19 protein-coding genes are annotated in these 26,921 nt (G+C 46.8%); 7 read left to right on the top strand and 12 right to left on the bottom strand.

Features of this window, described 5'->3' with window-relative positions:
- Nucleotides 1-170: 170 nt before the first annotated feature.
- Nucleotides 171-3,608: a copper amine oxidase N-terminal domain-containing protein gene (locus DMN77_RS01395; RefSeq protein WP_082789979.1), complete on the bottom strand. Its 3,438-nt coding sequence runs from the start codon at nucleotides 3,606-3,608 to the stop codon at nucleotides 171-173.
- Nucleotides 3,609-3,887: 279 nt separating this feature from the next.
- Between DMN77_RS01395 and DMN77_RS01390 the strand changes: the two genes are divergently transcribed.
- On the top strand, nucleotides 3,888-4,322 hold the full coding sequence (locus DMN77_RS01390) for a hypothetical protein (RefSeq protein WP_179013196.1): 435 nt from the start codon (nucleotides 3,888-3,890) through the stop codon (nucleotides 4,320-4,322).
- An 86-nt stretch (nucleotides 4,323-4,408) separates the two neighbouring features.
- On the opposite strand, the gene DMN77_RS01385 is transcribed toward DMN77_RS01390, so the two are convergent.
- Together DMN77_RS01385 and DMN77_RS01380 are read right to left on the bottom strand one after the other, a co-directional pair.
- Nucleotides 4,409-6,322, bottom strand: coding sequence for an LTA synthase family protein (locus tag DMN77_RS01385; RefSeq protein WP_179013195.1), 1,914 nt, complete (start codon nucleotides 6,320-6,322; stop codon nucleotides 4,409-4,411).
- 206 nt (nucleotides 6,323-6,528) lie between these two features.
- The gene (locus DMN77_RS01380; RefSeq protein WP_179013193.1) at nucleotides 6,529-9,063 is read right to left on the bottom strand and encodes a beta-mannosidase; all 2,535 of its coding nucleotides are present in this window, start codon (nucleotides 9,061-9,063) and stop codon (nucleotides 6,529-6,531) included.
- A gap of 224 nt (nucleotides 9,064-9,287) precedes the next feature.
- On the opposite strand from DMN77_RS01380, the gene DMN77_RS01375 reads away from it, so the two are divergent.
- Complete coding sequence (locus DMN77_RS01375) at nucleotides 9,288-9,941, top strand: pentapeptide repeat-containing protein (RefSeq protein ID WP_179013192.1); 654 nt, start codon at nucleotides 9,288-9,290, stop codon at nucleotides 9,939-9,941.
- Here DMN77_RS01375 and DMN77_RS01370 read toward each other — a convergent pair.
- The 9 genes from DMN77_RS01370 to nagA form a co-directional block, all read right to left on the bottom strand.
- Nucleotides 9,915-11,624: a glycoside hydrolase family 13 protein gene (locus tag DMN77_RS01370; protein WP_179013190.1), complete on the bottom strand. Its 1,710-nt coding sequence runs from the start codon at nucleotides 11,622-11,624 to the stop codon at nucleotides 9,915-9,917. The genes DMN77_RS01375 and DMN77_RS01370 overlap by 27 nt on opposite strands.
- 165 nt (nucleotides 11,625-11,789) lie before the next feature.
- Nucleotides 11,790-11,975: an aspartyl-phosphate phosphatase Spo0E family protein gene (locus DMN77_RS01365; RefSeq protein WP_068779385.1), complete on the bottom strand. Its 186-nt coding sequence runs from the start codon at nucleotides 11,973-11,975 to the stop codon at nucleotides 11,790-11,792.
- A gap of 201 nt (nucleotides 11,976-12,176) precedes the next feature.
- Entirely contained in the window at nucleotides 12,177-13,592 is a 1,416-nt protein-coding gene (locus DMN77_RS01360; RefSeq protein WP_179013189.1) for a helix-turn-helix domain-containing protein, read from the bottom strand.
- Nucleotides 13,593-13,904: 312 nt separating this feature from the next.
- A complete protein-coding gene (locus tag DMN77_RS01355) occupies nucleotides 13,905-14,795 on the bottom strand; it encodes an aldo/keto reductase (RefSeq protein ID WP_068779383.1) in 891 nt (296 codons plus the stop codon).
- Nucleotides 14,796-15,166: 371 nt separating this feature from the next.
- Nucleotides 15,167-15,970, bottom strand: coding sequence for a DeoR/GlpR family DNA-binding transcription regulator (locus tag DMN77_RS01350; protein ID WP_068779382.1), 804 nt, complete (start codon nucleotides 15,968-15,970; stop codon nucleotides 15,167-15,169).
- An 84-nt stretch (nucleotides 15,971-16,054) separates the two neighbouring features.
- Nucleotides 16,055-17,017: a 1-phosphofructokinase family hexose kinase gene (locus DMN77_RS01345; RefSeq protein WP_082789978.1), complete on the bottom strand. Its 963-nt coding sequence runs from the start codon at nucleotides 17,015-17,017 to the stop codon at nucleotides 16,055-16,057.
- Nucleotides 16,981-17,847 (bottom strand): class II fructose-1,6-bisphosphate aldolase, encoded by an 867-nt coding sequence (gene fba / locus DMN77_RS01340; RefSeq protein WP_068779380.1) that lies wholly within the window; start codon nucleotides 17,845-17,847, stop codon nucleotides 16,981-16,983. Before fba ends, DMN77_RS01345 begins: the two co-directional genes overlap by 37 nt.
- A gap of 53 nt (nucleotides 17,848-17,900) precedes the next feature.
- Nucleotides 17,901-18,860, bottom strand: a complete 960-nt coding sequence (locus tag DMN77_RS01335) for an ROK family protein (protein ID WP_069188308.1) — start codon at nucleotides 18,858-18,860, stop codon at nucleotides 17,901-17,903.
- 32 nt (nucleotides 18,861-18,892) lie between these two features.
- On the bottom strand, nucleotides 18,893-20,122 hold the full coding sequence (gene nagA, locus DMN77_RS01330) for an N-acetylglucosamine-6-phosphate deacetylase (protein WP_179013187.1): 1,230 nt from the start codon (nucleotides 20,120-20,122) through the stop codon (nucleotides 18,893-18,895).
- 253 nt (nucleotides 20,123-20,375) lie between these two features.
- Here nagA and DMN77_RS01325 point away from each other — a divergent pair, with 253 nt between their 5' ends.
- The 5 genes from DMN77_RS01325 to DMN77_RS01305 all read left to right on the top strand — a co-directional run bounded on the left by DMN77_RS01325 (nucleotide 20,376) and on the right by DMN77_RS01305 (nucleotide 26,891).
- Complete coding sequence (locus DMN77_RS01325; RefSeq protein WP_179013185.1) at nucleotides 20,376-21,425, top strand: SIS domain-containing protein; 1,050 nt, start codon at nucleotides 20,376-20,378, stop codon at nucleotides 21,423-21,425.
- Between the two features lie 858 nt (nucleotides 21,426-22,283).
- Entirely contained in the window at nucleotides 22,284-23,930 is a 1,647-nt protein-coding gene (locus tag DMN77_RS01320) for a spore germination protein (protein WP_179013304.1), read from the top strand.
- A gap of 21 nt (nucleotides 23,931-23,951) precedes the next feature.
- Nucleotides 23,952-25,154 (top strand): Ger(x)C family spore germination protein, encoded by a 1,203-nt coding sequence (locus DMN77_RS01315; RefSeq protein WP_068779377.1) that lies wholly within the window; start codon nucleotides 23,952-23,954, stop codon nucleotides 25,152-25,154.
- A 6-nt stretch (nucleotides 25,155-25,160) separates the two neighbouring features.
- Nucleotides 25,161-25,409 (top strand): hypothetical protein, encoded by a 249-nt coding sequence (locus tag DMN77_RS01310; protein ID WP_068779376.1) that lies wholly within the window; start codon nucleotides 25,161-25,163, stop codon nucleotides 25,407-25,409.
- Nucleotides 25,410-25,412: 3 nt separating this feature from the next.
- Nucleotides 25,413-26,891 (top strand): GerAB/ArcD/ProY family transporter, encoded by a 1,479-nt coding sequence (locus DMN77_RS01305; RefSeq protein WP_069188307.1) that lies wholly within the window; start codon nucleotides 25,413-25,415, stop codon nucleotides 26,889-26,891.
- Nucleotides 26,892-26,921 lie beyond the last annotated feature (30 nt).

Here is a 26,921-nt window from a genome sequence, read left to right as displayed (position 1 = left end):
TTATTGTACAACTACTTGATTGCCGTATGCCAGTCTATGCCGTTTATACATAGAATCAGCTTTGGAATAACTGAATCTATGTTATGTACAACAAGAAGGGACTCCTTCTTATGGCCCATGAAGCACCATTGAGGAGTCCCCTTTGTGAAGAAATTATTTTAGCCTATCTCTTAAGGTTGAGGGTTAGGCTCTTGAGTTGGAGCAGTAGGAGTGGCTACGTCTATTTGAAACGATGAGGATAAAGCTGCCTTTTTAGCATTTTTACCATCCGGTTTCGAAAGAACATAGAGCCTGTAAGAACCAGGTGTCGTCACATTAATCTTAATAGCTCCACCTGTAAATTCTTTAGGAACTGTCGTAGACGGATTAACCGAGTTAAGGTTGTTTAGATTAAAATCCGTTATATTGCTCGGCACTGCATATATCTCGTAACTATCGATATACGCCTTCTTATCCGGCGTTTTAACTGTGACTGTGATTCCATCAACGGTCGTGGAAGCATCTGTAATCGTAGCTGAATCTACAGCAACATCATCCGGATTTGGCAAGAGGGATACCGCGTTAGATTTTGCTGACAATGCTGTGACTCCTGTCTTCGCTACAGTTAGTACTTTAGCAACATAAGAAGTTCCGATTTCAATAGTATTTCCAGAGGCATCTTTTGGAGTCATCAAGGTTTGCACAACATCATTATTATTGGGTTTAATTATGGAGTACCAAGTTTCATTTTTAATGCTTTCGGCACTCTGTTGATTGAAAGTATCAGCCCAACCCTCTGGAATTAGAAACACTCTATACTCTTGTACTACAGTTAGATCATCCTTAACTTTCTTAAAACTGACCTCAATATCACTATAGCTGTTTTTATTTCCTTTAACATCCAGCTTTAGCTGTCCTACTGTATCAACTTTTGCATTATTAACCAATTTAGTAATATCGGAAGGAGCGGACAAGTTATACATCCCCTTAGAGCTTCCCGTACCTATTGATAATACGTACACCCGATATTCTTTATCATTTGCAATTGGATTTCCGTCCGTATCCCTATCGCCATTTCTCAAGTTCAGACTATACTGACCTTTAGTTACATCAATATAATAAGAAGCTTTAGTGGCGGCATTCACATCAAAGCCGTTCGCTTTTGACGCAGGAACAACCAGAATCCGATAATTACCAATATTCGATTCGTCGGAAGCCTTCGTGAATGTTACCTGCAAATCCCGGCCATCTCCATAATCACCAACATCGCTTGCTCTGACATTGCTTACCGCTTGAACCGCTTTATTCTTAGCAAGCGCAATTACGGATGAAGCTGAGGACAATACGTTAGCATTGGAGGAATTTCCGTTTGCAACAGTCAATACATAGATGCGGTAGTTAGTTCCTTCAGTAACATAATTACCGCGCACATCCCTGGCCCCATCAAGGGTCCTTGTTACCGTTCTATTCCCGCCTCTGCCCTCAATGGTGTAATAAGAGCTGCTATTGGCTTGCGACAGGCTGAAGCTACTGTAATAAGAAGTAGGTACAACCAGAATTCGATATTGATTGATATTCGATTCATCGGAAGGCTTCGTGAAAGATACCTGCAGATCTCTGCCATCCCCATAATCATTCACATCAGCGACAGTCAGGTTCGATACAGCTTGCACATTGTAATTCTTGCCAAGTGTAATCGTGGACGATGGCGAGGACAGCGCATTGCTGCCGGAATAATTGCCATAACCTACGGAGAGAACATAAATACGGTAGCTGACGCCTTCCCTGATGTAATTGCCGCGCACATCGCGGGCAGATGATGAGAGCGCCTGCCCATAAGTGTAATTCCCCGTCTTGTTCACCTGCGTATAATAAGAGCTGGATACGTTATTCGCATCCGACAGACTGAAGCTGCTGTAATTCGCAGTTGGGACAACCATGATCCGATAGTGACTAATATTGGACTCATCGGATGCCTTGTTGAATGAAACGTAGAGATCACGACCGTCTCCATAATCATTCACATCACTGGCGTAAAGATTCGATACTGTACCTACATTGTTGCTGTACAGGGTAATTGCATTGGAAGCGGACGATAACACGTTATTCCCTGAGTTCTTAGCTACAGCCATAACAAATACGCGATAGCTGACTCCATTTTGAATGTTATACCCATCTGTATCCCGGGCTCCGGATGAGAGAATCTGGGTAATATTGTACCCCGTCTTGTTCACTTGCGTGTAATAGGAGCTGGACAGGCTATTCGCCTTCGTTAATGTGAAGTTGGAATAGTTGTTGGCTCTTACAACAAAGATGCGGTAGGCGCTAATATTCGACTCATCCGATACTTTGTTGAAGCCCACCCGCAGGTCGCGTCCGTCCCCATAGTCATTAACATCATCCACTTGAGTAACAACTGGCGTCGACACGGTATTCGGATTAAGTGTTACCGATGATGAAGCTGAAGACAGCTTATTAACGGCGGAATTGCTGTTGCTCACAGACAGCACGAACGCGGTATAAGGAACGCCGTTCTTAATGTAATCGCCGGAGGTATCACGTGCCGAGGAAGACAGCGTGCCTGTCATCGTGCTGCCGTTGCTCCCCGATTTATATACTGTCGTATAATAGCTGCTGGATAAATTATTTGCCGTAGTAAGACTGAAATTGTTAGCATCTTTAGTCTTGACGATAAACACACGGTAATTGGAAATATTGCTGTCATTTTGCGGACGAGTGAAGCTAACCGAGACATCGCGTCCATCGCCGAAATCGCTAATATCGCTTATCTTCACATTGGTTACTTCCGCAACCGAAGACATATTCACCAGAGTAATCTTCGGGGAAGGATTTGATAACACGCTGGCATAGGAACCTTTTCCAACCGCAAGCACATAAACCACATAAGGCTGGTCATTTCTAATGTAGTCTCCGTCTACATCGCGTGAACTCTGTGACAAAGCCACCGCACGATCCGAATTTGCAGTCGACACCGTCGTATAATTCGAAGCGGAGACATTCAGAGCAGACGCCAGATTGAAGCTTTTTGAAGCCTTCACAACCAGGACGCGGTAATGATCAACCAGTGACTCCGTAGACGATTTGGAGAAGCTAATCTCCAGGTCACGGCCATCTCCCTGATTACCCACATCCCGTACAGATACATAGCTTACTGGAGAAATACTGTTATTGCTCGGAGTGTCAGACTTAATAGATACGATCTGATCCTTGGAGTTCCAGCCTACATCCTGACCAAGCGCTTCACTAACGAAGCGGACCGGCACCATCGTTCTGCCTCTCAATGTCTGCGCTGGCACGTCAAGCGTAACAGTCTGATCATTAATGGTAGCTACCTTCGATTTAATCTTGAGGACGATCGTTGTATCTCCTTTAATCCCTGTAACGGTTTGACTCTTTTGATTCCAATACACTCTTGCATCCAATGCCTCAAAAATTGCTCTAAGCGGCAGCATCACACGTCCTTGAACCATTACCGGTGGTACATCGGTCTTCAATTGAACCCCATCCACATAAATCGTAATGGCCTTGGCCGCTTGTGCGGTCGCTGGCTGCAGCAATAACGGTACAACAAGTATTGCTGCAAGCAGCATAGTCCATATCTTCTTCAAAAATTCCACCCTCCCTCATGCCCTTCAGTTCACTCCGGCATGATAATTATCATCGTCTAATTTAACGCAGCAACAGGCATAAAAGTTTCTTCTTTTTCCCTTGTAAAGAAAATTTAACCGAGCAGGTACAACCTTGAAACTATTCGGCCTGATTTGGCGCGCTAATTATGTCTTTTTTGCAATTAAAATAATAAATGAAACCTTCCGCTCTTCCCCGACGTATTATTCTTAGTACAAGAACACCTCTAGTAGAACGAAATTGGAGAGGATTACATTTCTATGATTATAAAACGAATCGTTATAGTAGGGACGATGGCTTGCTTTATTACATTGGGTTCAGGCCTATCGGGACAAACTGCTGCAGCAGCCAAAGCGCTGGCTCTGATTCCAGCCAAGCAAGCTGACCAGAATAATAGCAACTCCAAACAGAAGAAAAGCGACCCCCTTATTGATGCAATAGGTATAGCTAATAGCGAGGATCATACAGATGGATTATACGAAGCACTGGCAGCAGGCAACTCTCTTGCCGACATCGCCCTATCCAATCAGAAGGATATAGAGTCGGTCATCCGCCTGCAGGTATCCCAGCTGCAAGAACAGCTGGATCAGAGGTTGGTCGATGGCCATATCTCTATAGAGGCTTATCAACAGCAGTCACAGGAGCTTGTCGCGATTATAAGCGAAAGCGTTGCCAAGAAGTACCATATATTCTAATTTGAATTTGTCTATTACACAAGCCCCGCAGAAGCCTGCGGGGCTTGTGTGTGGAATAGTATGCTGGTCAGAGGAGGATTGTACAATTATCCCCTCTTGGGCAGCAGCTTCACATACTGATCGGACAAACCCATCAGCTTCATAATATATTCGTAGTCACTGCGATACTTCGAGAAATCGGCGACTGGTTTAAGCGTCTTGAGCGAGACAGCGGAGCCATCATCAAAGCCTTGACCCGGAACGAACATGATATCGTCATTGAAGAAAGAACCGGTCGGCAAATAATATCGCATACCGATGACATTGCGGTCAATATTAAGCAAATCTTGGCCTAACGCGGTAAAACCCTCATCCTGTAAAGAGATGCCCAGCAAATTCAATGCTGTGGGCATAATGTCGACCTGACCGCCAACACGTTCTGAACGGATACCTGGCTGCTGTCCGGGAATATGCATAATGAGCGGAATATTGAACCGGCTCACCCGATCATCATAAGCGATGCCCAGCTTCTGCTCAATCTCGCCAGCGCTCGTATCACTCGGCTGCACTCCGAAGTGGTCCCCATAGATAACGAGCATCGTGTCGTCCCACATGCCAGCCTCTTTTAACTGGTCTATCAACTGTCCTATTGCGTAATCCGTATAATTCATCGCCGTAATATAATTTCCCAGATTCGTTCCTTCGATATCTGCCGGAAGCTGAATCCGTCTCTTGTCTTCAGGGACAATAAAAGGAGAATGACTGGATGTCGTCACGAATTGAGCATAAAATGGCTTGCCTTCGTTATGAATCTCCTTCAGCTTCTCTACGCCTACCCGATACATCTCCTCATCCGAAGCGCCAAAATCGTTAAAATGATCATTTTCGTAATAAGGCTTGTCGTAATACTTATCAAAATGAAGCGCCGGATATAATTTGTTCCGGTCCCAGAATGTTACGTCATTGATATGGAACGTATTTGCCACATAACCATGCTTCTGCAGCAACCGGGGCAGACTTGGCAATTCGCGGTTCCCATACCCTGTAGACATCGCTACGGCCGCTGTTGGATAAATCGAGGTATTCGACATGAACTCCGCATCCGATGTATTGCCTTGTCCGATCTGCTGATAGACGTAAGGGAAATAGATCCCTTCCTTAGCGAGTCCATTCAGTACCGGTGTTACTTCCTGATCACCAACCTTCAGCTGAATCGGGAAATTCTGAAAAGACTCCATCTGAATGACAATCAGATTCTTTCCTTTGGCCGCACCAAAGTATTGGGGAGTCCCCGATGCCTTCTGATCACGGTAGGGATACGTGTTCTGCAAAGCGTGAATCTCGCCAGTTGTCTCCTCCAGATTCCCCTCCTGGATCATTCTCTCCTCTTTCTGATTACGGAGAGCAGCATCGATCTGATAGTTCAAGAATCCGATCTTCTCGCCCCGGACTAATTCGTTATCGATATCTTTGCCGGTACGAACATATAACACCGATGTACCGACACAGAGGACTAATCCGGCAGCTACCCCAATGATCCAGCCGCGGTTTCTGCCGCCTGAATCACGACGCTCCATAGAGAAGTGGAGTCTGCGACTCCGGCGATTGGAGACTATCTTGCAAACGATATACACGATCAATAACAACGCAAAATCAACAAAATACAAAAACTGCTCCGGCCGCAGCAGCGCGTTGACACTGCCCCGAATCTGCGGAACCTGATTCAATTCACCTAACACAGCATAGGTAGGAATCGTCCCGAAGTGGGCGAAATATAAAGTAGCTGCGAACAGCATAAGGGAAAATATGAAATTAAAGCTAGTATATACGATCCCTTTTCTCTTAATAGGGAACAATAAGTCAACAAGACAAAGAAGAGCCAATGCAGACAGCGCCTCGGCAGGCAGTCCCCCCAGATGAACTCCATTATAGAAGAAATAACGCATCAGGCCGATTTTTAACAATATGAGCAGGAACGTAGCAGCAAATTTCCAGCGGTTCATAATTCGGTAATTTTCCATCCTCATTTCATCTCTTTCTAGTATTGGTCAAGTCAACATTATAACAGCAATGAGCAAGATTATCTAACTTGAACCGAATGGCAAATACCGCCTCCAAAGTCGGGAATAAAAAAAGAGGCTGAACTATTCAGCCCCTCACATAAGTTTATGCATTATTCCACTGCGTGATTTAGAAGCTAAGGATGGAATACCTCCGCTGGTGCTGCTTAAATAAAGTCTGCCATAGACATCACTGTAACGTGGCCCGGAACCCCCTCAATAAATGGCCTCTCTTGATTACTGCGTCGATAAAATTGTACGGTTATTGGCACCCCAGGGATCAAGTCGAAGAAATTGTCTGAGAAGATTCCCTCTTCCTGTGCGGATAGCCATACCTGCCTGGCCAACGAATCGCTCTCCAGAGTGAAGGAGGTTCCATTGGTCCCCGGAACTTCACATATCGTAATGAGTGGCTGCGACAGTTCAATATCCCTGAATCCGGCAAAATAAAATAGATTGCTCGCCAGCAGTTCATGCTCCCTCTCCAGACGAATCGACAGAACAACCTGCTGTGGGTCACTCGACTGAAGCAGCGACTCTCTCGCCATGGATTTGATCTGTACGGAGGAATCCGGCTCCAATGCAACGGCCTCATCATTTTCATACAACACCCTTCCATAAAAATCGAACAACTGCAGCCGCAATCTGGCCGATATCTGATCTCTGAGATCATTTACCGCATAGATCGCAATTTCTCCTTCTGGCGCTTCCAATACGGACAGTATAATATCGCGATAGCTTCTCTGTACCTCATATTGCAGCGCCTTCCAGCGTCCATAATAATCCATTCCCGCCCAGGAGGCGACAGGCCAGCAATCATTCATCTGCCAATACAACGTCCCCATGCAGTAAGGCTTATTTCTGCGATGAGCTTCAATCGCCGTCTTAATCGCTTGAGCCTGTAGAATCTGACTCATGTAGAGAAAAGATTTGAAGTCCTTCGGATCAGGCAGATACTGCTCCATATACTCCTTGATCAGCCGGTTGCCGCTGCTGTTCTTCTGATGGGCAAGCATAACGTCCGATTCCAGTTCAAGCTGCTCCTCCGGAGCGTAACTAAGAACGGATTTAAGCTCGGGAAAAGATTGAAACCCATACTCACTCATAAATCGGCCTATATAACGGTTGTAATTGTCAAACGGTTCTACCGAATGCCATACTCCCCAGTAATGGATATCCCCTTCACCGGATAATGTATTGGCATGCTGATTCTCATCCCGACTCAAGCTGCGGAGCGGAGAGGACGGCCAATAGGCGATGTTGTGGGCCAAACGGGATACCGTCTCCGGCAGTATACGATGAAATAGGGCTTCATAGCTCGTCCATAGCTTCTCACGCTGGTTCCTGTCATAATGCTGCTTCCAGCCCCAACCGCTCTCTTCAATATATTGAGCCCAGGCTGAATCAATCTCATTATTCCCGCACCATAGAGCAATGCAAGGATGGTTGCGCAGGCGCCGGATATTGTATTCTGCTTCCATAGAGATGTTATGCAGGAAGGACTCATCCCCCGGATACATGCTGCAAGCGAACATGAAATCCTGCCAGACAAGCAAACCGTATTCATCACACAGCTCATAAAATAGATCCTCTTCATAAAATCCGCCGCCCCAGACACGCAGCATATTCATATGGCTGGCTGCGGCCGTTGCAATCTCATGACGATAGCGTTCATTCGTTATTTCCGGAATGAAGCTGTCATTGGGAATATGGTTGGCCCCCTTCGCAAACACGGGAATACCATTCAGTTCGAAATAAAAAGAGGCTCCTGCCTGATCGCGTTCGCGCACAAGGCGAATCGTCCGCAGCCCCGTCTTAACCTGCTTCGCAGACATAAGACGATCCTGCTCCAGAAGCTCCGCCTTAAAAGTATACATGGAAGGTTGGCCAAGACCTCGGCACCACCATAGATCGGGCTTGCTGATCTGCATATCCAGCTTAATGACCTGCGAACCGGATATGAGCGTCACTTCTCTGGCCCATACTGTACCGTTAGAGGAGACTTGCAGCCTCCCTGTCCAGTCAACGGGACTATGAATCTCTATCTCAGCCGTTAGATCAGCTACTTGTGCAGTTATTTGATTCTGACAGATATAGAGCTCAGTGATCTTCGGCGCCGACCAGCCTTCTAATCTAACCTCGCGCCAAATTCCACAAGTTACGAAGCGAGGCCCCCAATCCCATCCGTAATGATACGGAGCCTTCCTTGCGAACACACTGAGCTTATGATCCTCCAATCCACCTAGCTGAGATTGATCATTGGGAGCCGGCATCTCCATGCCCAGCTTATGCAATGAACCCTGATCTCTGGTGATCGGAGAATGAAATACAACTCTGACCTGGTTATCGCCAGCATGAACATAATCCTTCACATCAACCCGCCAAGCGCGGAACATATTATCGGCGAACAGGATAGGCTGCCCGTTTACATAAACATCGGCGTAAGTATCCAACCCTTCAAATACAAGCTCCAGCTGCCCCATCCCGACCCATGACTCGGACAGCCTTATCGTTGCTTCGTATTCCCAATCCTTCTTGTCGATCCACTGCAATTCGTGTTCATTGACCCCATAGAATGGATCATTAATAATGCCATGCCGCAGCAAATCTGTATGTACCGTCCCCGGCACCTTGGCCTGCCGCCACTCCTCTTCATCGCATGCTTTGAATTTCCAGTTGCTCAAGACAATCTGCTGGTTCATATTTCCCTCCATGAAGTAAACGTAATTAATTCGTTTGTTATCTAACGGAAGCAATTTGTTATATATTTGTTATTATATTTATACAACAAAACAAACGAAATAACTATAATCAGCAGTTTGATATATAATAAAACTGGCAGAGGCAAAGGTATCTGCAAGCCTATATCGAATATAGAAGAACGCTGATTTTCTTTTATGATTACTATAGTTAGGAGACTGCACCAGTGAACAAGAAGAGTAAAACTTTAAAGATTGAATCGCCCAGAATAGCTCCGGATGAACTCGCTCTATTAGAGCTCTCTGGAGTCCATTCCAACGACAATTATGAAATAGGACGGGTCCAAGATGGTGTAATAGAGGATCAGGAGGCTAACAAGGCAACTTTTGATAAGGTGAAATTTAAAAATGTACTATTTTCCAACACCTCATTAACCGGTATCGAACTAACGGATGTCATCTTTGAGAAATGCGATTTGTCGAATATAGACTTTAGCGGCGCCATCATCCATCGGACCGAATTCAGAGATTGCAAAATGATGGGCATGAACCTGGCAGATGCAACATTGAGAAATGTCCTATTCGACCATTGTATGGCGGATTACGCAAATTTCAGATTCTCCAATATGAAGCAAGTCCTTATACAAGAAAGCTTCTTACGCAAGGCCGACTTCGGCTATTCCAAATGGCAGAAAATACAATTTTACCAAGCGGATATCGATCAAGCTCAACTCTCCGACATCGACTTGAATGGAATCGATCTGAGCGATTGCTCCTTTAACGGACTGGGCGTTAATGTGGAAAATCTGCGTGGCTGTATCATTACCCGTGAACAAGCCTATGTGTTTGCCAATTTATTCGGCCTCGTCATTAAGGAATGACTGCGGGTCCAACTTGTAGACGAGTGCCTCGTAAGGTCTCATCACAAAGCTATCATTCAGACGCCTGTTGTCCTGTTCATAATTGGATAGAACGATATCTCGCTGATATGCGCCCAGTTCCTGCGGTATATTGAATTCCGGATTGTTTCCGTAGAAATTAAGGACGATCAAATATATCTCATCTCCCAGAGAGCGAGTGTATGCGAATATCTCCGGATGCTTATCCATATAGCTGCCGTATTTGCCGTATATCAGCGTTTCGCTTGATTTACGCAAAGCGATTATTTTTTTATAGTAATTCAGGATAGAATCAGGATCTGTCAACTGCTGCTCCACATTAATGCAATGGTAGTCAGGATTGACGCGAATCCAGGGGACCACACCGGAAAATCCGCCATGCGGGGAATCCCTCCACTGCATCGGCGTTCTCGCATTGTCACGCGCCCGATATCGAATCCTGCGCATGGTCTCTTCAATATCCTGACCATCCATCAGCCGCTCGCGGTAGAAGTTATATATCTCTACATCCCTATACTCGTTCAGGTTATGAAAATGAACATTGGTCATGCCGATTTCCTGCCCTTGATAAATAAAAGGAGTACCCTGCATCAACATGTAGAAGGTGGCCAGCATTTTGGCAGATTCCTTGTGGTACTTAACGGGATCGCCAAACCGGGACACGCTGCGAGGTTGATCATGATTCTCCAAATATAGAGCATTCCAGCCGACCCCATCCAGGCCAATTTGCCACTTCTGCATGATCTGCTTCAGCTTAGCTAGACTCCACGGTCCGCAATCCCAGCGTCCCTCCGCTCCAAAATCAAGACTGACATGCTCGAATTGAAAGATCATATTGAATGCGCCATTCTTCTCGCCAATCCACTTATCCGCCTCCGAGATTGGCGTTCCGCTTGCTTCTCCAACCGTCATAATATCGTAATCAGCGAAGGCCTTCCGCTTGAATTGCTGCAGAAATTCATGAATTCCTTCCACATTACGATGACCAACCATCGCATCAACATAACGCAAATGCCTGGGATTCGGCATGTCCGGCAGCCCCGGCAGCTTCTTGATATGTGTGATCGCATCTACTCGAAAGCCGTCGATCCCCTTATCCAGCCACCAGCGAATCATAGAGATTAATTCCTGGCGCACCAGCGGATTTTCCATATTAAGATCAGGCTGCTTTACAGAATACAGATGCAAGTAATATTGCTCCGTAAGCCCATCGTATTCCCATGCAGACCCATTAAACATCGATTCCCAGTTATTCGGTTCTGCCCCGACCTTGCCATCGCGCCAAATATAATAATTCCGTTTAGGGTTATCCCGAGAAGAACGGGATTCTATGAACCAGGGATGCTCATCCGATGTATGATTCAGGACCAGATCCATAATAAGCCTGATGCCCCTTCGATGGCACTCCTCCAGCAGCTCATCGAAATCATCCATCGTCCCGAACTCATCCAAAATATCGTAATAATCACTAATATCATAACCATTATCATCATTCGGAGATTTATATATAGGGCAAATCCAGATGACATTAATTCCGAGATCCTCCAAATAATCGAGTTTGGAAATAACCCCTTGCAGATCGCCGATACCGTCTCCATTGGAATCCATAAAGCTGCGAGGATAGATTTGGTAGGCCACAGCCTCTTTCCACCATACTTTTTGCATTTCGTGCCTCCATAATTGCAAACATTAGCCGATAATATTAATGTAGATCCTTAGAGCCAAGTTGAACGTTCCTGAACATACACTTTAATATTCTGCCCAATGCAAAATGTATAGAAACTTCTGCAGGTTCGCATTCCTGACAAAACAAAAAAGAAGCCATTTCGCTCAAGCAATCGGCTTCTTCTTCTGAGAGTCATAATACCTAACCTTATTATATTTATTTATCAATTCATCGAGTTCTATAGATTGTTCAAGCACACGCTTGTCCAACAAACCATATTGCGCTGCCAGCCGGTTTAATTCCTCTCGTTCCTGCTCAATAATAGTACTTATAGTCTCTCTTCTAATCACTGTCAATCACCCTATGTTATATTTTAGGGTGTGTTGCTAAATAATGCATATTGATCGTTTGTGCATACAATAAAAAATTCCATTTATGGTTAAAAAAATAAAGAATCGGCTCAAGCTGAGCCGATTCTTCTTATAATCCAACATTAATCCTAGTAACCAGCGCCATGAGTGAACGTTGTGATAACCCCTCCAACAACAACGCTAACGGAGAGAATGTGCATAGTCATCCATACTAAACTCTTCTTCATTGTCCCACGCCTCCTCACATAGTTTAATATAAGCTTTTTGTTGCTCCTCAGTTGTGTAGTCTCTGTAGAATTCATATAATATCATGCTGTTCGCCATCATGCTCTTACTGTTAATCTGAATAGAGTACTTCAGGCAATCCAGGGTATTCTTGATGCCCTCAGACAGCATCTTTTTCCGAAAACAGTAAATCGCATATTTCTGAAAAAATAAGGAACAGCGGAATGTATGAACTTGTTCTTTGTAAACAAACTCTCGGGAGTTACTATCCTCCTGACTTTGTTTACTAATGTGGAGGAAAAACTTAATCTCATCCGAAAACTGCTGCAGATGCTCGTCCACGAAAAACTTATGCCTATTTGCTGATTCCAGCAAGGTAATCAATCCTTCCAATACCTCGCTTGGATTCTCCTTCAAGAATTGAATGTATTCAGGGATTCTCGATACCTTCCCTTCCTTTACATCTATAGAGAGCAAATTAGCACGTGCGAACATTTTGTATCTTTCTACATCTACCGCCATATTCTGATCCGAGCTTTCGAACCAACTAAGATCAGCGTATTTAGCAATCCACTTTCTGGATTCAGTAAACATTCTTCGAAACTCATAACAGGCACCCTTATAGAGATAGCCTATACCATAATAATAAACCAATGATCGGGAAGGCTTGAAATCCGGCTTCTCCCAACGACGCTTGGTATAAAAAATCTCCGTCAGGTTACATAATTCATCCGTATACTTCTCGACTTCCTCCCAATCTTTATTCACATAGTACAATTCTACCAGCATGACTAATCCATCAAGAACCAGCGCCTCCGGTAGTCTGTGGCGGTAAGGAATAAATTGGGCAGCAGCAGTAAAATTCCTGTGGTTATCCTTTTGATAGATTTGAAACAACCTGAAGTAACTGATAGCTAGACGTTCGCTATGACTTGACCTTTCACTCTCGATCACACAAACATAAAGAAGAATAGCTGCCTCTTTCAGACCTTGTTCAAACATGATTTCCGCCGTTTCAAAAATGCCTGCCACCTGCTTAATATCTTCAATGAGGAGTTCAAGCACCTTTTGAATACAATCATGTCTCCGAAGCTCCGCGCAACGAAGCAAAAAGGGACGTAATCTACGCCAATGAGGAGCGGTCGAAGCAAAGCTCTCATCCACGTACATCTCATAAAAGCTGCCCTCCGGAAGGTTCATAACATCGGTAATCAGATCCAATTGTCCAATCGATATCGATCTGTTCCCGTTGATGATTCCGCTTAGGGTACCCACATTAATTCCGGATAGCTCAGCAAATTGATGAAGTGTTATCCCCTCCTTCTTGATGTAACTTTCTAATTCTGCGCGAATCGTGACGGTGGAAATCAAAAAGGATTCACCCCCTTATGGAAGTAATGCCTAGCCATAAATCCATAATATTGAAAAAAAACTATAATTTAATATTAAGGCTAATTTTGACATCGGTCAATTAAAAAAATCACGTTTTCGTCAATTTTTCCCAAATATTAAAGGTTTTTGTCTGTTTTTTATTGTCGAAAAAAGCTTGCTCTCTATTAAAATAACAAAAGAACCGATGCCACGTCATTACAACGATCACACCGATTCTTGTAAACTCCGTGGTTCAACGAGTCCGCATTCCAGCGTGAGCCCATTTTGATTCAGTTCGGATCAAACGCGGCGCTAGAGGAGCTCAGCTGCCGCAGCGTTGGACTCCACTTGCGCCGGGTTTTTGCAGCCCGGAATTACGGCAGATACGACCGGATTCTTAAGACACCAGGCCAATGCCCACTGTGCCATATCAACACCCTGAGGAACCTCATTGCGACGAATTTCTTCTACCTCTTCCAGCTTACGGCGAGTGTTGTCCGGATCATGGCGATGACGTACGTCCGTATTATCGAACACAGCACCTGGTTTGTACTTCCCGCTCAAATAACCGCTGGCCAACGGTACACGTGCAAGCACGCCCAAATTCTGCTTCTCGCAGGACGGGAAAACACGCTCTTCCGGTTTCCGATCCAAGCGGTTATATACGACCTGAATCACTTGCGAATTTACTTTGGTGGATTGTTCAGTCTGATGCAGATTGTCATTGCTGCCGATCGAGGTGCCCAAATGACGCACTTTACCGGCCTGTACTTGCTTGTCCAGCATCGTCCATAGATCATCATTATCGAACACCTGATCCGGACCCGAATGGAACTGATACAAATCTACATAATCTGTATTTAATGCTTTTAGAGAAGCATCGAGCTGCTTGAGAACACCGGCGGCATCGAATACATCTGTACGGGTAAAGCGCTCGTGGAAGCGATGTCCGAACTTCGTAGCAATCACCCAATCCTCACGCTTACGTCGGCCGATATAATGGCCAATAAAGGTTTCCGACAAATGGTCGCCATAGCACTCCGCCGTATCAATCAGATTAATCCCAAGCTCCTGGCCTTTATCGAGAATCGCATCCACCTCATCCTGAGTAAATTGAATTCCCCATTCTCCACCGAACTGCCAGGTTCCGATGCCGATGACGGATACGTCCAATCCTGTCTTACCAAGTGTACGATATTTCATATTACCCCTCCTGAGTGAATACCGATTTTCCAGAGCATATCGACTCTACTGGATCATACCGCAAATAACCTTATTTTTCTATATCTGTAGTTTAGAAAATCACGTCTATTTCTATACATTTAGACAGGATAATCCCCGCAAGCAAAACAGGATTGCCTATTGGCAATCCCGTTGCTTCTATTTTCACACTCTAACAAAACTGGGTAACGTTATTTAGCCAATAGTAGGTGCTAAAAAAATTTAACGAAACTAGGTATCGCTATTGAAGATAATTAGCTGTTAAAAGGCTATATTTCTGTCAAATAACGATATAACGTTTCGCTAGATTTGAAATGCGGCAGTTAGTGTGGAAATAACGATCTATGGTTTCGTTAGCCTCGGCCAAGCTGTGTTTCACTTGCTGCGATATAAACCTCAATCTGGCGATCCATGCATTCAGGCATGCTCCATCCCTCTGGCAGCCGATTTGTAATGACCCCGGAAACTTGGCATAGCTGAATAATCGTAAACAAAGCCGATTTCTGAAGCTTGCTGTCATCAAACACTGCGAAAACCTGACTGGAGCGTTCAATAAGCTGCTGGGCGATCCGCGACTCCATCTCGGAATGCATCGTAAATCCGTGCTCCCGAGATACCCCATCTACACCAAGGAACATCTTCGTAATGTTGATTTTGCCAACTACACTCTCAGCCAGCGGCCCGATTAATTCATAGCTCTTCGTGCGCATAACTCCGCCTGTCACGACCACTTGAATCTCTTCCGCATCAACCAGTTCGGCAGCGATATTAACCGCATTGGTAACAATCGTAATATTGCGATGCTTCTTCAGCTCCTTGGCGATTAAGAACGTCGTCGTGCCACCGGTAAGACCGATTACATCGCCTTCCTCAACTAATGAAGCCGCCATTTGGGCAATTCGTTCCTTATCCTGAAGATGGGAGAAGCGCTTATCAGCAAAGGACACCTCGGAAGCCATCGTACGGTCTCCATCATAGATGGCACCGCCAATCGTACGGATAATCTCTCCCGATTTCTCCAGAGAGTCAAGATCACGTCTTGCCGTTGCTTCCGAACAGCCTGTGGCTTCGATGATTTCCTGGATCGATATTTTCCCGCTCACTTTGATCAGTTCCAGAATCTTCGCTCTGCGAAGTCCGGTCTTAGAAATTTCCATAGCCTTCTCCTCTAATACACTTATGGTCCGTCAACAATTCTAACCTAATTTTGGAGGATGAAGGACAAGAATGCAAGCGGCAACTTACAACGGCTTAACCTTCACTTGCTGAAGGTACTGCTTAAATACATCATCCTCAATATGCCCCGCCTTCTCCGACATTGCGTTTGCCGCAGCCGCAGCCGTTGCGATGCGCAGCCTCTCCATCGGGGCATCCCCGCGCGCCTCCGAGAATGCCATGCCAGCTACAAAGGAATCTCCACAGCCGACTGTATTCACCGCCTGAATCGAAGGCGAAATAATGCGGAATACTTGCCCGTCGATAACGGCAATCGTTCCTCGCTCCCCCAATGTGACACAGACCTGCGATACCCCTTCATCGAACAGTGTCTTAGCCGCTTCGATGGTTTCATTTTCGGTTAAGTTCACTTTACCAAGCCAGACAGCTAGTTCATGCTCATTGGGCTTCACAAAATGCGGCTTCGCCTCGATTCCGGCACTAAGCGCAATCCCGCTTGTATCCAGGTATGCACGCGCTCCGGCTTCCTTCACAATACCGATCAATTCCGCATACAGCTCAGCCGGGGCACCGGGGGGCAAGCTTCCCGATAGAACAACGATACTTGACTTTCTCGCCAGCTCAAGCAGAATTTGCTTGAGCTGTGCGATTTGCCCCCGTCCAACCGCCGGGCCTTGTTCCAGCAGCTCTGTGGAGAGCCCATTAGCCTCATCCATAATATTTAGACATATACGTGATTCCCCAGTGGCAGCAATGAATGCTGTATCAATTCCTCTAGCTTGCATCCCGGTCTCAATAAATGCTCCATTGTTGCCAGCGATAAGGCCCGATGCTGTCACCTCTCCGCCCAATAACCGTATCACCTTGGCTACATTATTTCCTTTCCCGCCCGGTTCAGCAACCTGTCGGGCAACCCGGTGGACTTCACCAGGAATGAACGAGGGGACATAATAGGTTTTGTCAATCGCCGCATTCAAGGTGACCGTGGTGATCATTTCAAAGTTCCCGCCTTGCCGATGCATCCGCATAATTCCATCTTCTCAATCGCCAGACGTTTCACGGCTTCTTTTGCCGGAACCATATATTTGCGAGGATCATTCTCTTCAGGGGACTTAGCGAAAACTTCCTTGATCGCATCCGAGAACGCAATTCTCAGTTCTGTCGCTACGTTCATCTTGGACATGCCAAGTGAGACTGCCTTGCGTACCTGCTCCGCCGGAATACCTGATCCGCCATGAAGTACGAGAGGTACCTCTACCTTCTCAGCAATCTTGGCAATTCTCTCAAAATCGATGTTAGGCTCCCCTTTGTAAATCCCATGCGCTGTACCGATTGCCGGCGCCAATGTCAGCACCTTCGTCCGTTCAATGAACAGCTGGCAATCATCCGGATCAGCCAGCATTGCATCGCGCTCATCGACAACAATATCATCTTCTACACCGCCAACCTTGCCAAGCTCAGCTTCCACATTCACACCTGCTGCGGCAGCAACCTCCATGACACTAAGCGTACGCTGTATATTTTCTTCAAAAGGAAGCATCGAAGCATCGATCATTACCGAGGTATAACCCGCCCGAATACATTGAATAATGGTGGCGAAATCCGTGCAGTGATCGAGGTGCAGAGCGATAGGCAAGCCGGTCTGATCCGCTGCAACCTTAGCTGCAGCTGCAATATATTCAGGTCCTAAATGCTTAACCGTCCCTACCGTTGATTGAATAATCAAGGGAGAATTGGTCTCGTTGGCAGCCTCGACAACAGCCTGCAGCATTTCCAAAGTATGAACATTAAAAGCGGTAATCGCATAACCGTTCTCTCTCGCTTGCTGAAGCATGGAAGTAGATGAAATAAGTGACATAATAAGTCCTCCTAAATATATGATTGAATTGGTTTGTATTGATGTGATTAGGCCTAGACGTTATTGCGGTTAAGCGCCCATAGAGCACTTCCGATAATGCCGGCATGGTCATTCAGCTCAGCCGGCTTAATGACAAACTGACCGATATAATCCTGAAGCAGCAGACGATCGAGCTCCTGTCTTATCGGGGCAAATAACGCTTCACCAGCCAGTGCTCCGCCTCCGCCAATCACGATGGCATCCGGCGAGAGCAACGGCACAGCCCAGGCCAATGCCTTGGCAAATGTCCTGCCCGTCTGGGCCAGAACATCCTGAGCCAGGGCATCGCCGGCATTGCTGGCTTGGGATACAGCGCTCGCCGATATGTCCTTCGGATCGGGGAACCATTCCTGAAGCAGGCTCGCCTCTCCCTTGGCAATCCGGTCCCGCGCCTGTCTGGCGATGCCAGTCGCCGACACAATCGTCTCCAGGCAGCCTATCCGGCCGCAGTTGCACGGGAAATCCACATGCTCTACAGGCACATGCCCGATCTCCCCGGAGATATAACGATGTCCATAATACAAGCTACCGTTCTGCACAAAAGCCGAAGCCAATCCTGTACCGATCGTAACCCCGTATACATAGTCATAACCTCTGCCTGCTCCAGCTACCGCTTCCCCGTAGACATACATGCGCACATCATTATCGATATAGACCGGCTTGCCGATAAGCTCGCTTAACCTGGCAGCGACAGGAATGTCGCGCCAATTCAGATTGACCGCTCTCATACTGACGCCCTGTACCGGGTCTACCAGTCCGGGAATTCCCATTCCCACCGCGATACATTGCTCTCCGGGTATGCCGGCCTCTTCTATTAATTGTTCAATCGACTTGCCGATTTTCACCAGGATGGCCTGAGGACCCTCATGCACGGCGGTGGGGTATTTCCGCTGGGCGACGATGCTCCCGTCCCCAGCAACTAATCCACAGACGATGTTGGTTCCCCCGACATCGACTCCGATGGCGTATCTCATGATGAACTCCGCTCCCTTCAACACTTCATTTGCTAACGGCTTGTTGCATCGTAGACCCGATGGCCTTGAACATAGGTCTGATAGATTTGGAACTCCTCATCGATGATGACGATGTCTGCATCTTTGCCCAGTTCGATCGTTCCCTTCCGATCCTGTACGCCAATCTGGGTAGCCGGATGAAGGGTCAGCGCAGGAACAATGTCAGCAATCTCCTTGCCGGTAAAGGCTGCAGTTCTGGATAACGCATCAATCATCGTTAGCGAGCTTCCCGCCAAACTTCCTAAAGATCCGTCATCCAGCTTCAGATGAACCTGTCCGTTGTGCATCAATACCGGGAGCTTGCCGAGCAAGTACTCTCCATTGGGGCAGCCGGCGGCGCACATGCTGTCCGTAATCATGATCACCTTGCCCTCTGGCTTAATGTCGAACACCCATTTGACTAAATCTGGATGAACATGATGGCCATCGCAGATCAGCTCTACCGCTAATTCATCCAACATAAGCGCCGCCCCGGCAACACCGGGTTCCCGATGATGCAGCGGGCGCATGCCATTGAACAGATGCGTGACCTGCGTCGCTCCCCACTCCACAGCCTTCTTCATCGTCAGGTAATCCGCATCCGTATGAGCCAGCGAGACCGTGACCCCTCTATTAACCGCGTGGACAATCACTTCCTCCGCAGAATGCAGCTCAGGAGCAATGGCCATCAGCTTGATCTGCCCCTGGGAAGCGGACCAAAAGCTCTCAAATTCCTCAATAGACGGTTCACGAAGATCATCCGGGTTCTGGGCTCCGCACCTTGTCTGATTTAGAAATGGCCCTTCCAAATGAATTCCCAGAAGATGAGCGCCATCCGGCTCACGTTCAGTGTCCTGGACCGCTACGGCCGCTGCCTCCAGTGCAGAGATGATCTCCTCATGCGAAGCGGTCAACGTTGTTGCCAATAAGGAAGTAGTGCCTCTCGAAGCATGGAAACGACACATCCCATACAGCTCATCAGCGCTTCCCTTCATCACGTCATATCCTCCGCCGCCATGTACATGCAGATCGATGAAACCAGGTAGCAGCATCCTTCCTCCCGCATCAAGCTGTATCCATGGCTCTTCGGCGATGACCACTTGTCCGCTGCTCTCCACTCCACTTCCATCGCCTTGATCTATGCCGACAATCTCTCCATCCTTGATGAATAGACTTCCGTTATTAATCCAGCCACGGGGCGTAAGAATCCGTGCGTGATGAATTTGAATCGAGCTGGACTTCATAGATGAACCCTCCCCATATTATTGACATATATTTTGATTGATTCAATCATTTTATGATTATAATATTCTTGTTTTTGAAGTAAATCAATATGTTTTTGATCATAAATTGAGTTTATATTGAATATTATGATATATATTTAACTTTATGATCATAAATTTATATTATTTTGATTGAAATAATCATTTTATTGATATAAACTGTCCTCATACGATATGAATGATCATTCGAATTCATTTATAGGAGGTTTAAGCTATGAGCTTGACTTATAGTGAAATCAAACAGCAATACGCTGCCCTGCAACAAACCTATGACTACATGATGAACCAAAGACAACATATTATTGACTTCGTTCAAGCCCGGACTATCACTTCAATCACCTTCGTCGGTTGTGGTTCAAGCTATTGTCTTAGCCGCTCCGCTGCGATGTCCGTCACCTTGCGGGCCGGCTTGCCTGCTTATGCACTGGCCGGGGGCGACCTCATGCTGAATTATGAGCAATATCGCCCTATGCTGAAAAATACATTGCTCGTCGCCCCTTCACGTTCCGGCAGCACCAGTGAAGTTGTCGAAGCCGTTCGTCTGCTTCGTGAGGGCAGCGACAGCAATCTTCCGGTATTATCCTTATCCTGCGTCAGCGATTCACCGCTCTCAAAGCAGGCCAATTTTGCCTTGGAGCTGCCTTGGGCATTCGACCATAGTGTCTGCCAGACCCGGACAGTGACCAATCTGTACATGGCTAACCTGCTGCTTGGCGCGTTCTTAGGCGAGGATGAAAAGCTAATTGAGGATCTTCAGACCGCAATTCATCAGGGAGAAGCTTATATGAACACCGTAGAGGACAACATACGCAGCGCAGCCGATTTCAACTGGTCCAACGCGGTTCTATTGGCCGATGGAGAACTGCAAGGCCTCGCTTCTGAAGGGGCTATCGCTTTGACGGAGATTGCCAAGATTCAAGCTCATTCCTTCCATCTGCTTGATGTACGGCATGGTCCGATGGTTACTGTAGGGGAAGACACTTTGGTAATCGCCGCACTCTCCGAGCAAGGAGCGGAGCATCAGAGCAAGCTCATGCGCGATATTAAGAACCGAGGTGCAAAAATTATCGCTTTCGCAGACCAGGCAGAGGTCATTCCTTCGGAATATGTTGACCTTGCCGTCGTCTCCGAGAACAGGCTCGATCCAGCGGCGCGCGGTATTCCATTCATCTTCATCCCGCAGATTGTGGCCCTGAGTAAAGCCGAACAGTTAGGTATCGATCCCGATCAGCCAGATGGGCTGGTTGCCTGGGTTAAGCTATAATTGAACGAATTTCCGAGGAAAATTTAATATGCAAAGAAGCAGGCCGGGGATGGGAATTCCCAGGGCCTGCTTTTTATTTTTCCGGGCATATGATCACTCTTGAACTATAGTTTACAGGTCACTCTCATTGGCAATAATGATTGCTAATATAACGTAAGAGGGTGAACAGCCGTGCGCATGCGTAAAAGAAAAAGCCTTCGTCAAATCAATTCGTCCTCCGCAGCAGATGAGCAGAAATCGGCCGAATCGCCGGGTATGCAAGAGGCTGTCAAGACTCCGGAGAAACAGAACCATCAAGGGGATTCGGCAACGAAAAATGCAAAAGGGGATAGCCCGGGTCTGGGTCATCAACAAATGGAGGATGCCCAAGGCAACCAACAAACACTGGATATCATGGAAGCAGAGAATGGGCAGGATACCCAAGAAGCTCAAGCCAATCCCGCATCGCAGGATACGCAGCATCAGCGGCAGAACAAGCCCGCAAATGAAAACTATGAAAAGAAGCAAAACAATGGAAATACTAACGATAGAAATCATCAAAACCATACAAGCAGCAATGACAATAAGGATGAAAATAATAAAACCAGTGAAAAGAAGGGCGGTAATGACAGCAATAGCAGCGGGAATCTAAATGGGGGCAGCCTCAGCCATCCAAGCGGTGATAATAGCGGAACTGGCAATGACAGCAATAATACCAGCAGCGATAGTAATCGCAATAAAAATAGCAATGACAGCAACAGCAGCGATAGTAACAACAGTAACGGAAACAATGACAGTAGTGGCGGCGATAACAACGATAATAACAACGCCACCCCCAGCGGCAGTGGCAACAATAATAGCGGTAATGTTAATGACAAGATGCAACCGGTACAGCAACAACAAAACCAACAGCAGAACCAGCAGGGGAAGCAACAAAGTAACCAACAGACAAGCCAGCAATCCGAGTCAGATCATGAAATAGAAACGGACCTGGATTCTAAGCTCCCGCCAATCGATAAAAGTCTCGAAAAAAACATCAAGTACATTGAAACGACGCTTGGAAACAGCACTGATCTGATTATTAGGAAATTCCCTCTTGGCCTGGCTAATGACCGGCTCATTGCCGTTCTATTCATCGACGGGTTATGCGACGGCTCTGTCGTAAATGACTTCATTATGGAACCGTTAATGCAGCCGGAAGGGAATATGCTGGCTCAGCTTGATAAAAAGAAAATGGATACTTCTAATGTGATCCAGCTCATTAAAGATCGTGCGCTCACTTTCAGCGACATTCATGACCTGTCAGATTTCAATACCCTGTTCCACTCTCTGATGTCCGGGGACGCTATTCTGTTCATAGATGGAGAAACGTCTGTGATTGCAGCAAGCATCCGCGGTTGGAGAGACCGCGGTGTGACCGAGACCTCTTCGGAGAATGTCGTCCGCGGATCGCGCGAAGGGTTCTCCGAATCGCTGCGCACCAACACTGCGCTGGTGCGGCGTAGAATCAAGGACCCCTCGCTTTGGCTGGAATCGCGGCAAATTGGCCATGTCTCACGGACCGATGTAGCCATTATGTACATTAAAGGTCTCGTTAGCGAGCAGATCGTACAGGAAGTTCATTCCCGACTGGACAATATCAACATCGATTCGATCCTTGAGAGCGGTTATATCGAAGAATTGATTCAAGATGAGACACTAACGCCTTTTCCAACTGTCTATTACACGGAACGGCCTGATGTCATTGCCGCCGAGTTACTGGAGGGGAAAATCGCCATCTTAGTTGATGGTACGCCGATTGTGCTTGCCGTACCGGCGCCCTTCGTCTCCTTCATGCATGCGGCGGAGGATTATTACCAGCGGGCAGATATCAGCAGCTTCATCCGGATTTTAAGGTATGTAGGTCTCGTTATCTCTCTGTTGAGCCCGTCCTTCTATATTGCAGTGACGACTTTTCATCAAGAGATGATTCCGACCCAATTATTAATGAGCTTGGCTGCACAGCGGGAAGCGGTACCTTTTCCGGCATTTATCGAAGCGCTTATGATGGAGCTCACCTTCGAGATCCTGCGCGAGGCCGGCGTACGGATGCCTAAATATATCGGAGCAGCAGTCTCGATTGTGGGCACGCTGGTTATAGGTCAAGCGGCAGTTCAAGCCGGGTTTATCTCCGCTGCTATGGTCATCGTTGTGTCCCTCACAGCGATCTCCAGCTTTGTACTGCCTTCCTATAACATGTCCATTGCCTTCCGCATGCTGCGCTTCCCTCTCATGGGATTGGCAGCTTCATTTGGGCTGGTGGGCATATTTGTCGGATGTACAACAATAATTCTTCATCTATGCAGCCTGCGCACCTTTGGCGTTCCTTATATGACACCATTCGGGCCGATGATTCCTAGCGACAACAAGGATACTCTCTTGCGCTTCCCGCATCGCTTTATGATTAAGCGTCCACGGCTTATTAATCAGAAGAATATTCAACGGGAGACTCCCGGTTCGGGACAGAATCCTCCGAAGCCAAGATAGAAAGGTGGCCCGACCAAGGCTATGAAGAGATTTACAGCTTGCCTGTTCCTGCTTCTCATGGCGTCTACACTTTTGACAGGATGCTGGAACCGCCGCGAATTAAATGAACTTGCCATCGCTGTTGGACTTGGACTGGACAAGGACGGAGATGGATACCAGGTATCTGTTCAGGTCGTGAATCCCAGCGAGGTATCCAGTGGCAAAGGAGGAGGCGAATCCCCGGCCACCCTATATACAGCCAAAGGGCATACGGTCTCTGAGGCTATCCGTAGAATCAGCAACATTAGTCCGCGGAAAATATATGTCTCGCAACTCAGAATGGCGCTGCTTGGACAATCCTTGGCGGACACCGGCGTTGCCGAAGCGCTCGATTTTCTGCTGCGGGACCATGAGTTGAGAACTGACTTCTATTTAGCAGTCGTAAAAAATGCTTCCGCAGAGGACGCGCTCAAGATTATGACTCCCTTGCAGAAGATTCCCGCGAATAAATTGTTCGCCTCATTGGAGACTTCGGAGCAAACCTGGGCTCCCAGCCTGACAGAAACGTTAAACGAGATGATCAGCGATCTGCTTAGTGACGGCAAACAACCCGTACTCCCCGGAATTCGCATTCTAGGCGATCCCGAGATCGGTGCGAAGAAGCAAAATATTGAAGGAATCGATACGCCAACCCAGCTGAAATTCACAGGGATCGCCGCATTTAAACGCGATAAGGTAGTGGGCTGGCTGACGGAGGACCAGAGCAAGGGCTACAATTTCATCCGCGGCAATATCAAAAATACAATGGAACACGCTAAATGCCCGGACGGAGGCAAACTCTCCTTCGAGGTTATCAACTCCAAGACCAAATCTCACGGCAAAGTGATACAAGGCAAGCCGCAAATCGATATTGATGTGAAAATCAGTGGAAATATCGCGGATGTGGAGTGCAAGAATCTGAATCTGCTAAATGTCGAGACAATCGAAATGATTGAACACCTGCTTAACGAACGGATTAAATCAATTATGGAAGATTCTATTCATACGGTTCAGCAAAATTTTGGCGCGGATATCTTCGGCTTCGGAGAAGTTGTCCACCGTTCTAATCCGCGGGCATGGAAGGAACTAAGACATGACTGGGATGAACGATACTTCCGTACCCTGCCTGTAAACATCAAGGTATCTGTCAAAATACAACGACTTGGTACAACCAAGGATTCTTTTCTGAAAAACATGAAGGAGTAATCAGCCATGCTCTACAGTGTAATCATTCTTGGGGTGACCAGCCTGATCATACGGTTTGATGTCCCCTCATTAGTTAAGAGCAAATATACCAAAGAGCTGTGGGTGTTCTCCATTCTCTTGCTCATTGGCATCACCATGAATGTCATCGCAAATGTGTTACAGAATGTCCCTACGCCGCTTAAAGCGCTGACATTCATCCTCGATCCGCTCAATCATCTGCTAGAGAATATTGGGCTAATTCAGACGGAGAGGTGAAATATGAACAAATACAGCCAAGCCAACATATCTTCGCGGCAGTTGACGACCTTAACCACCTTCTTCACCATAGGCAGCGGCATACTTATCGTCCCCTCCAGCGTGACTTCCATAGCGAAGCAGGATGCGTGGATTGCTTGCCTGGTTGGACTGAGCCTCGGAATCGCAATACTGTCCATGTATAATTTATTGACGAAGTTTTATCCCAAACTAAACCTGGTGCAGATCATGGAGACTCTATTTGGTAAATGGCTGGGCAAAACGCTCGCTTTACTGGTAGTAATAACATTATTTCTGACGGGTCCATCCCCCGCGCTCTATTTTACCGGTAATTTTGTGACGACACAGATCATGCCAGAAACACCAACACAGGCTATCAACATCCTGTTTATTGTTGTCATCATCATGGGTGTGAGACTTGGGGTCGAGACCCTCGCCCGTTCCTCTGAGCTGATGTTCTTCCCATTCATCGTCCTCTTCATCTCATTCGTTATACTGATCCTGAATCAGACTCAGACGGAAAATATTCTTCCGCTGATGGAGAATGGAATGAGACCGATCTGGCCTGCCTCGCTGGATTTTCTGGCAACCGTCTTGCTGCCGCATATTTCCTTGCTTATGATTCACTCATCTGCAGTTAAGCAGCCTACGGAGGCGCGGCGGGCTCTGCTTATAGGCAGTATTATCGGGGGATTGGCAATCACCCTGATCGTTGCTCTGGGATTGCTCGTTTTTGGACCGAATATTATCTCCAGCAGTATGTATCCGAGCTATCTGTTAGCGCAAAAAATAAACATCGGCAATTTCCTGCAGCGGATCGAGGTTATTATGGGGATCATGTGGTATACGACATTGTTCTTCAGAGTCTCCATCTATTTATATTTCTCGGCCCTTGGTCTGACTTATATATTTAACCTGCGGGACTACCGTCCTCTGGTCATGCCGCTGGGAATGATTCTGGTGAGCTTGTCGGAGATAATCTACCCCAATGTCTCCTACCAGCAAAGCTGGGACAGTACGACATGGATATCCTATACAGTGGCCGTATCCGTGTTCCTGCCATTCATCATGCTGATGACCCATATGATTCGTAATATGGGAGCAAAAGGAGCCGCTGCATCGCCGTCCAACTCATCGGGCCCATCGAATTCATTCGAGACACAAGGCTCATCGGGTGCGTCCAATTCACAAGGCTCATCGAATTCATCGGGTTCGACGGGTTCGTCCGTCATCTCGGGAACCGGTATAGCTCTCTCATTGGATTTGTCGAACTCGTCCGGATCATCTGGATCGTCTGACTCACCGGGTTCATCCAAGCCATCGAATGCATCGAAGGCGTCAGACTCTTCAAACACAGCGAATGCATCAGGCGACTCTTCGAATGGATCAAAGCCTTCAGATTCATCAGACTCGTCAAATTCATCAGATTCAGGTTCCTCCAATTCGTCCAAATCCTCGGATTTATCGGACTTGTCGAATTAGCTCAACCTTTTCCACTCGCAGACTTATAGA

This window comes from Paenibacillus sp. 79R4 (assembly GCF_013393165.1).
In the GTDB taxonomy this organism is placed as follows: domain Bacteria; phylum Bacillota; class Bacilli; order Paenibacillales; family Paenibacillaceae; genus Fontibacillus.
This window is presented reverse-complemented; position numbering and strand designations above follow the sequence as displayed.